At 50.6% G+C, this 14,497-nt stretch carries 14 protein-coding genes; all 14 read left to right on the forward strand.

The window, feature by feature from the left end:
• Positions 1–27: 27 nt before the first annotated feature.
• The 14 genes from E0698_RS24350 to E0698_RS24415 all read left to right on the forward strand — a co-directional run bounded on the left by E0698_RS24350 (position 28) and on the right by E0698_RS24415 (position 14,459).
• A complete protein-coding gene (locus E0698_RS24350; RefSeq protein ID WP_137060958.1) occupies positions 28–456 on the forward strand; it encodes a CBS domain-containing protein in 429 nt (142 codons plus the stop codon).
• 121 nt (positions 457–577) lie between these two features.
• Positions 578–880, forward strand: a complete 303-nt coding sequence (locus E0698_RS24355; RefSeq protein ID WP_192513195.1) for a MazG-like family protein — start codon at positions 578–580, stop codon at positions 878–880.
• Between the two features lie 5 nt (positions 881–885).
• The gene (locus E0698_RS24360) at positions 886–1,803 is read left to right on the forward strand and encodes a DUF2232 domain-containing protein (protein ID WP_192513191.1); all 918 of its coding nucleotides are present in this window, start codon (positions 886–888) and stop codon (positions 1,801–1,803) included.
• A gap of 11 nt (positions 1,804–1,814) precedes the next feature.
• Positions 1,815–3,803 carry a DHH family phosphoesterase gene (locus E0698_RS24365; protein ID WP_134911782.1) on the forward strand — a complete coding sequence of 663 codons (1,989 nt, stop codon included), beginning with the start codon at positions 1,815–1,817 and terminating at the stop codon, positions 3,801–3,803.
• A complete protein-coding gene (gene rplI / locus E0698_RS24370) occupies positions 3,800–4,243 on the forward strand; it encodes a 50S ribosomal protein L9 (protein ID WP_014278976.1) in 444 nt (147 codons plus the stop codon). Before E0698_RS24365 ends, rplI begins: the two co-directional genes overlap by 4 nt.
• 2 nt (positions 4,244–4,245) lie before the next feature.
• The gene (gene dnaB, locus E0698_RS24375) at positions 4,246–5,604 is read left to right on the forward strand and encodes a replicative DNA helicase (RefSeq protein WP_014278975.1); all 1,359 of its coding nucleotides are present in this window, start codon (positions 4,246–4,248) and stop codon (positions 5,602–5,604) included.
• Between the two features lie 379 nt (positions 5,605–5,983).
• Positions 5,984–7,270: an adenylosuccinate synthase gene (locus E0698_RS24380; protein WP_134911783.1), complete on the forward strand. Its 1,287-nt coding sequence runs from the start codon at positions 5,984–5,986 to the stop codon at positions 7,268–7,270.
• A gap of 244 nt (positions 7,271–7,514) precedes the next feature.
• Positions 7,515–8,339, forward strand: coding sequence for an ABC transporter permease (locus tag E0698_RS24385; RefSeq protein WP_149096164.1), 825 nt, complete (start codon positions 7,515–7,517; stop codon positions 8,337–8,339).
• 28 nt (positions 8,340–8,367) lie between these two features.
• A complete protein-coding gene (locus E0698_RS24390; RefSeq protein WP_025683713.1) occupies positions 8,368–9,399 on the forward strand; it encodes an ABC transporter ATP-binding protein in 1,032 nt (343 codons plus the stop codon).
• 98 nt (positions 9,400–9,497) lie between these two features.
• Positions 9,498–10,667, forward strand: coding sequence for an extracellular solute-binding protein (locus tag E0698_RS24395; RefSeq protein WP_149096165.1), 1,170 nt, complete (start codon positions 9,498–9,500; stop codon positions 10,665–10,667).
• 2 nt (positions 10,668–10,669) lie between these two features.
• Positions 10,670–11,512, forward strand: coding sequence for an ABC transporter permease (locus tag E0698_RS24400; protein ID WP_192513192.1), 843 nt, complete (start codon positions 10,670–10,672; stop codon positions 11,510–11,512).
• Positions 11,513–11,543: 31 nt separating this feature from the next.
• On the forward strand, positions 11,544–13,058 hold the full coding sequence (locus E0698_RS24405; protein WP_192513193.1) for a hypothetical protein: 1,515 nt from the start codon (positions 11,544–11,546) through the stop codon (positions 13,056–13,058).
• On the forward strand, positions 13,055–13,522 hold the full coding sequence (locus tag E0698_RS24410; protein WP_192513194.1) for a hypothetical protein: 468 nt from the start codon (positions 13,055–13,057) through the stop codon (positions 13,520–13,522). The genes E0698_RS24405 and E0698_RS24410 overlap by 4 nt, the downstream gene beginning before the upstream one ends.
• Positions 13,515–14,459, forward strand: coding sequence for a CehA/McbA family metallohydrolase (locus E0698_RS24415; RefSeq protein ID WP_238354136.1), 945 nt, complete (start codon positions 13,515–13,517; stop codon positions 14,457–14,459). The genes E0698_RS24410 and E0698_RS24415 overlap by 8 nt, the downstream gene beginning before the upstream one ends.
• Positions 14,460–14,497: the final 38 nt, after the last annotated feature.

Raw genomic sequence — 14,497 nt, forward strand, 5'->3', positions numbered from 1 at the left:
ATTGATCTTGAGGGGGATTCGTTTCTCATGAATATCGCTTTTTTCTTGCTTCCCAAACAAGAGGTTGCTTTTGTAATGGCGGATGCTACTTTACGGCAAACGTTGGAGCGAATGGAGTATCACCGTTTCACGGCGGTTCCGATTTTGGATAAGGAAGGTAGATATACCGGCACGGTTACAGAGGGTGATCTGCTGTGGCATATGAAAGAATCTGAGGGAAAAATTACCTTTGAAAACGCTTCGAAGTTCATGCTCAAGGACGTCCCGCTTCGGGTTTCGATAAAGCCGGTGTCCATTGATGCCAATATGGAGGATTTAATTAATTTGGCGAAGGTACAGAACTTTGTCCCTGTTGTGGATGACATGGAAAGGTTTATCGGCATTGTCCGCCGTAGCCAGATTATTGAATATTGTGAAAAGTTTGTGTCGAGGGAATCACTTAACTCGTCATCTTAAAGCAAGCAGCATAGTTGCTCTGAAAATAACGATTTACCCTATGGGGTAACAGTTATTTTCAGAATAGGATATGCTATAATGGAGAATAAAGCTTTTTCAGAGGGGTGTGACTCTTCATCATATGCCTAAAGAACTGGATGTAGTTAAGCGGGCCAAGGTGATTGAATGGCTCAAAACAGAGGTACTTGACCAGGTATCCCGTCTGTTTAAAGCGATGTGGGAAGGCAGTACAGCCCGCATTGGCGATTGTCTGGCGAGCCTGATGATGAGCAGTTATATTTTGGGAAGACGCCTTGGGGTGTCTTACCGTGAATTGGATGATCTCCTCATCGACAAGCTAAGAAAGCACAGAAAAGAAGGACACCAGCTGGAGGATTGGTATCAGGACATTTCCGCACTGGAAGAACATATGCGTAAGAGGTGAAAACTTTGAAATTCCGCTTGGCAACTGTAGCATGGAGCGTTATTTATTTGCTTCTGCTGCTGTCTCTATTGACACCCTTAAGAATCTTTACCGTATTTTTGCTGATTGTGCCTGGCGTTGTATTGTTTTCATCGCTGCCTTTCAAAGGATTTCTGATTCATGTGATACCGGTGCTGTTGATTATAGCGCTACAAGATGTATATTTACTGCTTCCCGCGATTTATTTCCTGATCCCAGCCTTGTTAATGGGACGGGTATATAAAAAGGGAGCTCCTGCTTTTCAGGCGTTGATGACCGGAGCGGGTGTGATTTTAGCCGAGTTGTTGGTTGTGCTACTCATTGCTACGTATGCCCTCGGGTTTGATCTTTCGCAGTATCTTCGTGATCAGGCTGCTATATCGGCAAATCTGGTACAGCAAATCTTAAATGGCAATCCGATGCTTCCAGGCATGAATTGGACAGCAGAAGATACACAGAGACTCGGTACGATGATGATCGGCAAAGTTCCATATGTGCTGATCCTGACCTCGTTTTTACTGGCTGTGATCACGCACGCTCTGGCGCGTCCGGCATTGAGTAGCCTTGATGTGCCTGTGCGCAAAATGAAGCCTGCCCGAGAATGGAGGCTGCCACGCGCGCTCATCTGGTATTACCTGCTGGCGATTGTGTTTGAGTGGATGGCCATGTCCTCTGACAGCAGTTGGGTTCAGGCGGTTTCTGTTAGTATGTTGCCGCTGATCCATGCGTGTTTTATTATCCAGACGATTGGCTTTATTTACTTCTGGACGCATAGTCGTAAAATGAGCCCGGTGATCGCGTTGCTGCTGTCGCTCGTCGTTCTGGTGTTCCAGCCGCTCCGTATTATCGGTATTATTGATTTGGCCTTTCCGCTGCGTGAAGCTATTACAAGATCAAAGAAATAGGGTGAACAGTCATGCCTAAATTTCTACAAAAACGCTGGCACGGCTATCATACCGTCTGGGCGTTTTTACTGCTGCTGGTGCTTGTCATATGTATTTCCATGTATAACTGGGAACTGGGTGTGATGGGACTGGTGCTGTCATTCTTGCTCGGCGGGCTGATGCTGAAGACGGAATTGGATTTCCGTCGGGAACTGAATCAATATATCAGCGGCCTTTCCTTTCGCATCAAGCGGGTGGAAGGGGAAGCGATCAGCTCACTGCCGTTCGGCATCATTTTATACAGCGAAAATCGAACGGTAGAATGGCACAATCGGTTCGCTGGGGAAATGTTCGAGGACCAGTCACTGATAGGCGAGCCGCTTCAGGACCTCTTTCCTCAACTGGCAGGAGCTTTGGGCGCCAAAAAGGAGACGAAGGAGCCAGTTCGTGAGCTAAAGGTGGAGCTACAGCATGATGAGCGCTACTATCAGTTCCTTATCGTGCTGGATGAGCGTCTGATTTATTTGTATGAAGTAACGGAGCTGGCGGTGCTGCGCAAGCAGTATGAGAACGAGCGGCTGGCGCTCGGCATCGTTATGCTTGATAATATGGATGAAGCCGCTCAGGGAATGGACGATCAGCAGCGTACCGCGCTTATTGCGAAGGTGTCGAGCGAGATTACATCATGGGCGAACCAGTACAATATTTATTTGCGCCGTTTGTCATCCGAGCGTTATCTCATCATGCTGAATCACAAGGCGCTTCAGGAGCTGGAGCAAAGTCGATTCGTCATTCTGGATACGGTACGGGAAATGACGGCCGATTTGAAGGTGCCGATGACACTGAGCATCGGCTTGTCCTTCGGCGCGGAGAGCATTAAAGAGCTGGGCGAGCTGGCTCAGTCCAGTCTGGATATGGCGCTCGGACGGGGCGGCGACCAGGCGGCGGTGAAAGCCGGACAGCGTCTATCTTTTTACGGCGGCAAGTCCAATGCTGTCGAAAAGCGTACACGGGTGCGCGCGCGGGTCATTGCGCATGCGCTGCGTGATCTGATGCAGGAGAGCGATCGCGTGCTGATCATGGGGCACAAAATACCGGACATGGACGCACTGGGAGCGGCCATCGGGGTGTGGAAGGCCGCAGCGCTCTACAACGTAGAGGCGCACATCGTGCTGGATAAATCCAATCCGTCCATCGACCGGATGATGGAGCAGGTGAACAAGGACGAGAATCTGTCGGCAGCGCTCATGACGCCGGAGCAGTCGCTCCAGCTGATGACCGAGCATAGCCTGCTGGTCGTGGTGGATACGCACAAGGCCTCGATGACAATTGAGCCGAAATTGGTGCAGACGGCGAGCAGGGTGGTCGTTGTAGACCATCATCGTCGGGGCGAGGAGTTTATTAACGACTCTGTTTTGATTTATCTGGAGCCGTACGCGTCGTCGGCTTGTGAGTTGGTGACGGAGCTGCTGCAATATATTCATGAGAAGGTTCAGCTGACGCCGCTGGAGGCGACATCGTTGCTTGCGGGGATTACGGTGGATACCAAGCATTTTTCCCTGCATACAGGCTCACGTACGTTTGAAGCAGCCGGTTTTTTGCGACGTAGCGGGGCGGATACAGTCATGATCCAGCGCATGTTAAAAGAGGACCTGGATGAATATATTGCTAAGGCGGAAATTATTAAGCATGCTAAAATGATATATGGGCACATCGCGCTTGCGGTGACAGAGCCCGGACAGAAGATACCGCAGTTGCTGATTGCTCAGGTGGCGGATTCATTACTCAATATGACGGATGTACTGGCCTCCTTTGTGGTCAGTGAACGTCCTGACGGCCTGGTGGGGATCAGCGCCCGTTCACTCGGACGCATGAACGTACAGGTCGTCATGGAACGGCTAGGCGGCGGAGGACATCTGACGAATGCGGCGGTTCAGCTGGATTGTCCGCTGGAGGAAGCCGAACGCAGAGTGGTCGACGTGCTGGCCGAAATTGATGGGGAAGAGGGGTTATTTGAATGAGAGTGATTTTTATTAAAGATATGAAGGGCCAAGGCAAGAAGGGTCAAATTAAGGAAGTATCGGACGGTTACGCAGCGAATTTCCTGCTGCCGCGTGGTATTGCCCGCCCGGCGACGGAAGGGAATATGAAGACGCTGGAGAACCAGAACGCTGCTGAGGAAAAGCGCAAGCAAGAGGAAAAAGAAGAGGCGCAGGCACTTGGCAAAAAGCTGGAATCCACAACTGTTCAGCTTAAAGCAAAAGCTGGTGAAGGCGGTCGACTGTTCGGAGCGATTACAAGTAAGCAAATCGCGGAGGCGGTCGCTGCGACGGGGATTAAGCTGGACAAACGCAAAATCGAGCTGGAAGAACCGATTCGTACGTTGGGCGTGACTCAAATGACCGTTAAGCTTCATCCTGAGGTCAAAGCTACGCTGAAGGTACAGGTGACCGAAGAATAATTATGGGCGGCGAATTTTTCGATCGGATTCCTCCGCAAAACCTGGAGGCAGAACAGGCGGTTATCGGGTCCATTTTGCTCCAGTCCGAAGCACTGATTACAGCGATGGAGCGGGTGCAGACCGAGGATTTTTACGATAAGGCTCACCAGATGATTTACGAAGCGATGATTGAGCTGGGTGAATCCGGACAGCCGATAGACTTGGTTACCCTGACCTCGAAAATTCAGGACAAGGGTCAGCTGGAGGATATCGGGGGCGTCAGCTATCTGGCGAAGCTGGCTCACGGGGTGCCGACAGCGGCCAACGTGGATTACTACGCTCAGATTATTGAAGAAAAGGCGATGCTCCGCCGATTGATTCGTGCAGCTACGCAGATTGTGAGCGAAGGCTATAGCGGTGGCGAGGACGTTGCCGGTATGCTGAGCGATGCCGAGCGCAAGATTATGGAGATATCCAACGGGCGTTCGGGCAGCGGTTTTATTGCCATCCGCGATGTCGTGATGGAAGTGTTCGACCGGGTGGAATTGCTGCACCAGAACAAGGGCAATACGACCGGGATTCCATCCGGCTTTGTTGATTTGGACAAGATGACGGCGGGTTTCCAGCGCAATGATTTGATCATTGTGGCAGCTCGTCCATCCGTAGGTAAAACAGCGTTCGCCCTGAATATTGCGCAAAACGTTGCGGTTCGGGCGAAGGAGACGGTTGCTATCTTCAGTCTGGAAATGTCGGCGGCCCAGCTCGTTCAGCGGATGATCTGCGCCGAGGCCAATCTGGATGCGAACGTGATGCGGACAGGTGATTTTAAAGGCGACGACGATTGGGCGAAGCTGACGATGGGCATTGCAGCCTTGTCGGAGGCTGAAATTTATATCGACGATACGCCGGGTATTACGGTTGCGGATATCCGTGCCAAGTGCCGCCGTCTCAAGACGGAAAAAGGACTCGGCATGATCGTGATCGACTACTTGCAGCTCATTCATGGGCGCGGGAAATCGGGCGAGAACCGGCAGCAGGAGGTATCCGAAATTTCGCGGACCTTGAAGCAAATTGCCCGTGAGCTGGAAGTGCCTGTAATCGCCCTTTCCCAGTTGAGCCGGGGTGTGGAGCAGCGTCAGGACAAGCGGCCGATGATGAGTGATTTGCGGGAATCCGGTTCCATTGAGCAGGATGCTGATATCGTCGCGTTTCTGTACCGGGATGATTACTATAATCAGGAAACGGAAAAGAAAAATATTATTGAGATTATCATTGCCAAGCAACGTAACGGCCCGGTCGGTACGGTAGAGCTGGTGTTTCTCAAAAATTATAATAAATTCGCCAATTATGAGCGTGCCCATTCGGATGCGTTCGCTGGATAACGGAATGATATATTTGAAAAAAGGCTCTTTCGACGCGGTTTTCGCGATGTCGGAGGGGCCTTTTACATACGATATTCATAAGTTTTTATATAAGGTCCGAAACTCTCAATTACGAACAATACTATTTTCATGTGATATAATGTTCGCTTTTTATTTGACTTTGAAAAATGGTGCTGTTACACTTATAGTGCTGCTTCAACGCAGTGGGGAGATCATTACGCCCGGGGCTTTCCGTACCTACGGAATGTCTGCGACGGACGTTTTTTCCTGCTGTCCGAGAACGCTCCCTATCTGTCCGCTCAGGCGGTTGAAATCGGATATGCGCAGCGCGTCAGCTCAAAATCAGAGTGTCTGTGGGCACTCCACGGAGGAATGAAACATGTCAACTGTAGTCGTTGTGGGAACACAATGGGGAGACGAAGGCAAAGGTAAAATTACGGACTATCTGGCGGAAAGCGCTGAAGTAGTGGCCCGTTACCAAGGCGGAAACAATGCTGGTCATACGATTCTCATTGACGGTAAAAAGTACAAGCTGAGCCTGATTCCATCCGGCGTTTTTTATGAAGATAAAAAGTGTGTCATTGGCAACGGCATGGTAGTTAATCCCGCCGCTCTTATTGAAGAAATTACTTACATTCACGATAATGGCTTCTCTACGAAAAATCTGGTCATTAGTGACCGTGCACATGTTATTATGCCATACCACATCACGTTGGATGTGCTGGAAGAAGACCGCAAAGGACCTAACCAAATCGGTACTACGCGTAAAGGGATCGGCCCTGCTTATATGGATAAAGCTGCTCGTAACGGTATTCGTATTGCTGATTTGCTGGATGCAGAGGAATTCGAAACGAAGCTGCGCCTTCAAGTGAAGGAAAAGAATCAGATGATCGAACAGGTATATGGCGGCGAGCCGCTGAATGTGGAAGACATACTGAAACAATACCTGGAGTATGCAGAATTTGTTCGTCCTTATGTAGGGGATACGTCTGTTGTGCTGAATGATGCGATTGATGCGAACCAAAAGGTACTGTTCGAGGGCGCGCAAGGCGTTATGCTCGATATCGACCAAGGTACGTATCCGTACGTTACGTCCTCGAACCCATCGGCTGGCGGCGTATGTATCGGTTCCGGTGTAGGCCCGTCCAAGATCCAACAGGTCATTGGTGTAGCCAAATCGTACACAACTCGTGTCGGTGACGGTCCATTCCCAACGGAACTGAATGATGAAATCGGCGATTACATCCGTGAAACAGGTCATGAGTATGGTACCGTTACAGGTCGTGCTCGTCGTGTTGGCTGGTTTGATAGTGTGGTTGTACGTCATGCGCGTCGTGTCAGCGGACTTACAGGTCTGTCCTTGAACTCGCTGGACGTATTGACAGGTCTGAAAACGGTGAAAATTTGCACAGGCTACAAGTATCGCGGTGAGGTGATTACGCATTATCCGGCTAGTTTGAAAATGCTGGCGGAGTGCGAGGCCGTATACGAGGAACTGCCAGGCTGGAGCGAAGACATTACTGGCGTGAAAACGCTGGAGGAACTGCCTGAGACTACTCGCAATTACGTACAACGTGTATCTGAGCTGACAGGTATTCCAATTGCAATCTTCTCTGTTGGTCGTAACCGTGACCAAACGAACCAGGTGCTTCCGATTTACCTGTAAGACAGCAGAATTGTTTTCATCTGTTAAGGCGTTATGCCTATTTAATTGTATAGCTATTCCTGCACGTTCAAGGAGAGAGAGGCTGTTAAAGCCTCCCTCTCCTTTTTTTATGTAAAAAGCGTTCCTCTGATTTCCCTCCCCTTTACAAAATCTTATCGCCCATGTCGATTTGTGATAACAAACCCTCTCTATAATCCAGATAGAAAGAGATTCGGACGTCTAGACGACTTGAAAGGGATGAATTATGAACTGGTATCTTCGCTCACTTGGCACACGCAAAATTGTGGAGTTCATCGTGCTCGTTATTTTCGTCATTTTTTTCCTGGGGCCTCTGACTAACCTGTTGCTGCTGGCGGTTTCGGGAAAATGGCAGTATCCTGCACCGTTGCCACAGAGCTTGTCACTGGAATGGTGGAAGTTTGTATTAACCCAGGATGATGTGCTCAGCTCCATATCTCTATCCTTCCTGATCGCCATTACCGTTACAGTCTGCTCGATTATCGTATGTGTTCCCGCTGCCTACGCCTTTGCGCGGATTTCGTTTCCGCTTAGTAAGTGGTTTTTGTTTTCATTTTTACTCACGCATGCTTTTCCGAAAATGGGGCTGTACGTGTCCATCGCGGTGTTGTTCTACAAATTCGGGCTGATGAACACCTTTACGGGCATTGTATTGATCCACATGGTGAACACGCTGATGTACATGACCTGGATTCCTTCCTCTGCGTTCCGCAGCGTCCATCGTGCTCAAGAGGAATCTGCCCGGGATGCCGGGGCGGGACCGCTACGGGTTTTCTGGAAAATTACGTTCCCCATGGCGCTGCCCGGCATTGTGGTCGCTTCCATCTTTACATTTCTCGCTTCATTAGATGAGGCGCAGGGAACGCTGCTCGTCGGGACACCGGACTATAAAACGATGCCTGTCATCATGTATTCCATTATTGCGGATTATCCGAGCACAACCGGTGCAGTATTCTCCGTCATTTTGACCTTGCCCACGGTGATCTTACTGCTTGCAGCAAGGCGTTTCGTAAGTGCGGACGTGCTGGCTGGGGGATTCCAGGTGAAATAACGCAATTGGTAAAAAGGAGCCAAAGCTAATGTCCATTCAATTATCCATTCGTGAGTTAACCAAACGCTTTAAGACGGGGGACGGGGTCAAGGGCATTTCACTTGACGTAATGAAAGGGGAACTTGTAACGCTACTCGGTCCTTCCGGCTGTGGTAAAACAACCGTGCTTCGCTCCATTGGCGGCTTTTTGGACCCGGACAGTGGCGACATTGAGATTCAGGGTAAAAGCGTGCTCAAGCTGCCACCCGAAAAGCGCCCGACCGCTATGGTGTTCCAAAGCTATAATTTGTGGCCGCATATGACCGTATATGACAACCTTGCTTTCGGTTTGAAGATTCGGAAGGTGAAAAAGGCGGAAATCGACCGTCAGGTAAAGGAAGCACTGGCGCTGGTTCGGCTGGAGACAGCAGAGCGTAAAACGCCGGGGCAGCTCTCGGGCGGTCAGCAGCAGCGGGTAGCACTTGCTCGGGCTCTGCTGCTAAAGCCGGATGTATTGCTGCTGGACGAGCCTTTTTCCGCGCTCGATGCGAAGCTGCGCATGGAGATGAGGGAGGAGCTGCGCGACATCCAGACCCAGACGGGAATGACAATGGTGTTCGTCACTCACGATCAGGAGGAGGCGCTGTCCATTTCCGACCGGATTGTCGTTATGAATGCGGGTCGGATTGAGCAGCTCTCTTCGCCGCAGGAGATTTATGACAAGCCACAATCGCTTTTTGTAGCAGGCTTTATTGGCCGGATCAATTTATTAAAGGGGGTGAGCACAGGTCGCAGTGTCTCCGTGAGCGGAATACCGTTTGCACAGGAGCATGAATACACAGGTGAATCCATGGTCGGTGTAAGGCCAGAGGATATTGTTCTGACGACGGAAGAAAACGGCTCTCTGGCTGGAACGATCAGACAAGTGATGATTCTCGGGCATTATGCGGAGGTTTCGCTGGATAGCGGTACCGATCATCTGAAAATGTTTGTGCCGCGTGAACGGGCGGCCGAGCTGCGCAGTGGAGAGCAAATCAGATTCAGCTTCAGTAAAATTGTTACTTTTCCAGCAGCACAGTGAAGATTCACGATCAACCTCTACATCGCATCAATGTCCATCATGAACGCATCATCTGGTGATGCTGCGAACTTGTGCAACTATCTAAAGGAGGCAACAACGTGTTTGGGAAAAAGAAGATGGGTCTGATTTTGTCCGGGGTGCTTAGCTTATCGTTGTTGGCTGGATGTGGAAACGGTGGTAATGCCGCTACAGCTACAGGGGAAGCCAAGGATACAAAAGCGGGAGCAGCTACGGGAACGACGGAAATTTCCTTGTACACTGGCGGGTCTTTGAACGTCAAAGAGCTGTGGGAAACGTTAATCAAGGACTTTGAAGCTAAAAATGATCACGTTAAGGTCAAACTGGTGTATTTGCCAGCGGGAACCGGGGGCGCATCTACGCTGGATCGTCTGATCGCAGCCAAGAAAAGCGGTCAAACCGATACAGATATCGACCTGTACGAAGGCAGTCTGGATGACATCACCAAAGGGGTAGGCGAAAAGTTGTGGGAAACAGCCGATACTGCCAAGGTTCCCAATTTGAAGAATGTCGATGAAACGTATCTCAAGCAAGTAAACAATCAGGCCATTCCATACCGTGCCTCTTCGGTTGTCCTTGCCTACAACAGCGCAAAAGTGGCGACACCTCCGAAAACAGCCGACGAGCTGTATACATGGATTCGTCAGCACCCGGGAAAATTTGCTTATAACGACCCGTCCACGGGTGGATCGGGTAGCTCGTTTGTGAACACGGTTATCTATAATTTCCTTCCTCCAGAGGCGATGAACAGTGATGATCCGGCAAATATGAAGAAATGGGATCAAGGCTTCTCGTTGCTCAAAGAACTGGGCCCTTCGATGTACCAAAAGGGAGTCTATCCGAAAAAGAACCAAGGTACGCTTGATATTTTGGCAAGTGGAGAGGTGGACATGGTTCCGGCTTGGTCCGATATGGCGCTCGAACAACTGGCTAAAGGTCTGCTTCCAGACACGGTGAAGCTGACACAGATTGACCCTGCTTTTACAGGCGGTCCCTCTTATCTGATGGTTCCTTCGCTTTCCTCCAAAAAAGAAGCAACACAAGAATTCCTGAACTACGTGCTGACGCCAGAAGCGCAAACGGTTGTTATCAACAAAATGTACGGGTATCCGGGGATTAAGTGGAATCTGATGCCAAGTGAATTGCAAGAGAAATTCAACAGTGTATCTTCTGGATACCGCAGCTTCAACAGTGGCGAGCTTCAGCAGGAAATCTACAAACGCTGGCAAAGTGAAGTAGCGGGCGGTTGATCATGAGTTCATCGTCCAAAAGGGGGATGCTGGGGCTTGCCCTGGTCATCCCGTCTTTTCTCATTTTGCTGGTCGTCGTCATTATTCCGATTCTCTATGCCGTAAAGGAAAGCCTGATAGATCAGCATGGAACAGGCTACGGGCTGTCGAACTATATCCGCCTGTTCACGGAGCCTGCGATGCGAAAAAATATTATATATACAATCAATGTCACGCTGGTTTCGACGGCCCTTACCTTAGTCATCAGCTACGCCTTGGCGATTTATCTGCGATTTGGAAAAGGTTTTGTTGTCAAATGGATCGGCCGATTGTATTTTGTCCCGATGTTCGTTCCCGGCGTAATTGCAACCTATGCGATCATTACGATGTACGGCAATCATGGCTGGGCTGCACGCCTTTTGTTGCCGCTGGGTATTGAAACCATTCCGAGGATTATTTACGACTACAAAGGTCTGGTGCTGGCTAATCTGTGGTTTAACATTCCATTTGCCACCATGCTGCTAAGCTCGGCCCTTGCCAGCATTCCAAACGCTGTTGTGGAGAGTGCCAGAGATGCGGGAGCCAGCACGCTGCAACTGTTTGGGCGCTTTATTTTACCCCTTTCCTACAAAACAATGTGGGTTGCGGTGACCTTCATCTTTATGGGGATTATGGGCAGCTTCACAGCTCCGTTCCTGATTGGCGCCAACTCGCCGCAGGTGCTGGGTGTCGCGATGCAGCAGGTATTTTCCAGCTATCAGGAGACGCATACAGCCAGCGCAATGGCAGTGTTTATGTTTTTACTGTGTTCTTTTATGGGCTACTTTTATATTCGGACAATGGTGAAGGATGCGGATGCGAGCTAGACGGCCGCTATACACTAAGGAGGTTACAGGGATGAACAGCCAAGCAGAGGTGCAGATTACCGGGTTTAGCGGGCGAGAGTGGGAAAGGGACCTGCTGGATTGCGGGTATCGGATTGCCTTACACAAAGCGGAGGTTGAACTCAGTCCGGGGAACGGATTCCGGTTCACGTTTTCCATGCCCGAAGACGGGTTCGCGGAGCTTGATCTGCTCGCCAGATCGGACAGTGACTGGGCTGCGACAGATCGGGAATCCGCCTTCGTGCGCCTCTACCTGAACGAAACCTATAATCAGGATGTTATTTTGTATTATGGCAGCAGTCAGGGTGTGTACACCCGTTTGTTGGGGTATCTAAAAGAAGGCGATTATGAGGTCTATGCCGAATTTCGCGAACTGGAGTCGGCTCCGCTTGTATCCAGAGCATGGATCGACGGGGTTGAACTGCGCTGTGTGGCCGATTCGTCTCCAAGGTCGCTGATTTATCGCCACACCCCACTTTTATACGGTCGCAATCTGGCACATCCCTATGAGAACCGCTTTACGGATACACCGCTTGTTCTGTTCTACTCCGTGGAAGAGAATGAGGGGAAAACGGTCATTGAATACCAGATGATGTATAGCCATGAGGATGAAGGAACGCCCGCACCGCTGCTCATGAGCAAATGGGGGAGAACCACCGATATCGAATGGATGTACCGCGTCGAGCTGGATGCCAGGGGCAATGTGCTGGATGCTGTTTTCCAGGGGGCACATCATATTACGACTGCGTTTAATGGCAACTATGATCTGGGCGGGCATCCTGTTCTCCAATCCGCAACAACCAATGGAAACTTTAAGGATGACATTTCATCGGACTATCGTTTTATGCTGTCGCCTGCTTTCCAGTGGAAGCCAGAGGAAGAGCCGCGTGAAGCGGTCATGAGCCGTTTTCCCTTTGCTTATCAGGTAACTCAATGGGAGATGGAGCGTCAGCAGGAGCTGGAAATGCCGTCAAATGCGTCTTCCATTATGCTTGCCCACCAGCGCAGCTATGTATTTATCCAGACTTCAAAACGCCCCTTAAAGGATTCCAGCAGTGAATCGTCTCCAGCGTCCAAGCCGGGCTTTAACCGACGCGAGGAAGATGCCTGTGTGGATATCGAGCTTCGCCTTCACGGCTCGGAGCAGTGGTATTCATCGTGCTATCATGATCTGCGACTGGGTGATTTCAGGGCTGCTTATGAGGGTGCAGAGTCGCATTTTTCTACAACGGTCAAGTTATCTGGAGAGGCTGTGCTTGAGGATATAGCTGAAATCAGAGCCGTATTGCTGGAGGGCGGTGCGGACAGCATGGAAGTGGCTGGACTGTATGCTTTTACGCTAAACGAGGAAAACCTGCCGCAGTTTCCTGGTATTCGTACGGACCGGGTGATTGAGCTAACGCGGCATCATCCAGCAGGTATTTTATGGGCAGCAGGCAAAGACGGGGCGGGTGCTGGCGACCATACTGTAAATCGTACTGTGAACCATGCTGTGGATGACCCGACAAGCCAGGATGGGGAGTCATGAGCAGGCTACTGTACGTGGAAGGAACGGTCGATAGAACCTGCACCCAGAGCCATATTACGTACTCTTTTCACATCCCACAGCCGACTGACACGATCCGCATTTACTTCTCTTACACCCCCAAGTTATTGGAGGATCAGGAGCAAGCGCGAGAAATTATTGAGGAAAGCATGAGCAAATACGGATACGACGAACCGGGACATTCATCAGATCTGTGGAAGAAGTATATGCCACTGCAAAATCTATTGACGCTGTCTGTCGATGACCCTCTCCGCCACCGGGGAAATGCACACCGTCCCGAGATGCAGCAGGAGCATTGGCTCGGTTCGTCTGCGGCTTCGCCGGGGTTCCTCGCAGGAGATAATCCGGCGGGCATGTGGCGGATTACCGTCAGTTTGCATGCCGTTGTGACCGAGACGCTTGCCTACCAAATTCACGTATCGGGGGAGGAAGCGGTATATGTTTAAATGGATTCCGGCTGAGCTTCACACCCATACGCTTCACAGCGACGGAAAGCAAACGCTGGAGGAGCTTGCCCAAAGCGCAAAAAATCTCGGGCTTGAATGCATCGCTATAACGGATCACAATACCCAGTCGGCACTTGCGGATCAGGAACGGGTTCAGCGACAGTTCGGTGTCCCGATCATTTCAGGGATGGAGTGGACGACCTTTTACGGGCATATGCTGACGCTGGGGGTAGAGCGCTTTATCGACTGGCGTGTGCTGGGACCGGATGACATTCATGAGGGAATCCGGCAGGTGCATGAGCAGGGAGGCATTGCCGGGCTTGCCCATCCATTCAGGATCGGAAGTCCGATCTGTACAGGGTGCTTTTGGGAGTACACCATTCAGGACTGGCATGAGGTCGATTATATTGAGGTCTGGTCGACGCTCATGCCGTCTATTAAGCGGGACAGCCAGCGGGCGTTTGCCATGTGGACGGATTTATTGAATCAGGGGTATCGCATCACTGCGGTAAGCGGTCGGGACTGGCATGTATCCAAACCGGATGATGCGCTTCCGGCTGTCACGTATCTGGGTATTCATGGTGAAGCAGAAGAGCAGGAGAGCTTAGTTAACCGGGCAGTGGAGGCGATCCGCCTCGGTTCGGTGTCGGTTACGATGGGGCCGTTACTGACGATGTCGGCACAAATTAATGACAGCGATAAGCGGTATGGTATCGGCGAATGTGTAGAGCTGGCTGTGGAGGATTCACTGTCCGTGACGGTTCAATTGGATGTGGAAACGAGAGCAGCCCATTACAACCTTGAGCCTCAGAACCTTCGCCTTCTGCTGACAAGCGGCCAGGGGGTATGCTCCGAAACTTATATCCCTGCTCAATCAGGTGAATATACGCTATCATTACAGTGCGACACGTTACTCTATAAGTGCTTAATAGCATGAAAAGAGTGGGTTTCCCAACAGGGAGCAACAACTGATTA

This window comes from Paenibacillus sp. 23TSA30-6 (assembly GCF_014858585.1).
Lineage (GTDB): Bacteria > Bacillota > Bacilli > Paenibacillales > Paenibacillaceae > Paenibacillus.

What these genes read in the sequence shown, in the direction of transcription:
- E0698_RS24355 (WP_192513195.1), top strand. Translation starts at nt 578, where the DNA reads ATGCCTAAAGAACTGGATGTAGTTAAGCGGGCCAAGGTGATTGAATGG.
- E0698_RS24410 (WP_192513194.1), top strand. Translation starts at nt 13,055, where the DNA reads ATGAGCAGGCTACTGTACGTGGAAGGAACGGTCGATAGAACCTGCACC.
- E0698_RS24350 (WP_137060958.1), top strand. Translation starts at nt 28, where the DNA reads ATGAATATCGCTTTTTTCTTGCTTCCCAAACAAGAGGTTGCTTTTGTA.
- E0698_RS24365 (WP_134911782.1), top strand. Translation starts at nt 1,815, where the DNA reads ATGCCTAAATTTCTACAAAAACGCTGGCACGGCTATCATACCGTCTGG.
- E0698_RS24390 (WP_025683713.1), top strand. Translation starts at nt 8,368, where the DNA reads ATGTCCATTCAATTATCCATTCGTGAGTTAACCAAACGCTTTAAGACG.
- rplI (WP_014278976.1), top strand. Translation starts at nt 3,800, where the DNA reads ATGAGAGTGATTTTTATTAAAGATATGAAGGGCCAAGGCAAGAAGGGT.
- E0698_RS24405 (WP_192513193.1), top strand. Translation starts at nt 11,544, where the DNA reads ATGAACAGCCAAGCAGAGGTGCAGATTACCGGGTTTAGCGGGCGAGAG.
- E0698_RS24415 (WP_238354136.1), top strand. Translation starts at nt 13,515, where the DNA reads ATGTTTAAATGGATTCCGGCTGAGCTTCACACCCATACGCTTCACAGC.
- dnaB (WP_014278975.1), top strand. Translation starts at nt 4,246, where the DNA reads ATGGGCGGCGAATTTTTCGATCGGATTCCTCCGCAAAACCTGGAGGCA.
- E0698_RS24400 (WP_192513192.1), top strand. Translation starts at nt 10,670, where the DNA reads ATGAGTTCATCGTCCAAAAGGGGGATGCTGGGGCTTGCCCTGGTCATC.
- E0698_RS24380 (WP_134911783.1), top strand. Translation starts at nt 5,984, where the DNA reads ATGTCAACTGTAGTCGTTGTGGGAACACAATGGGGAGACGAAGGCAAA.
- E0698_RS24385 (WP_149096164.1), top strand. Translation starts at nt 7,515, where the DNA reads ATGAACTGGTATCTTCGCTCACTTGGCACACGCAAAATTGTGGAGTTC.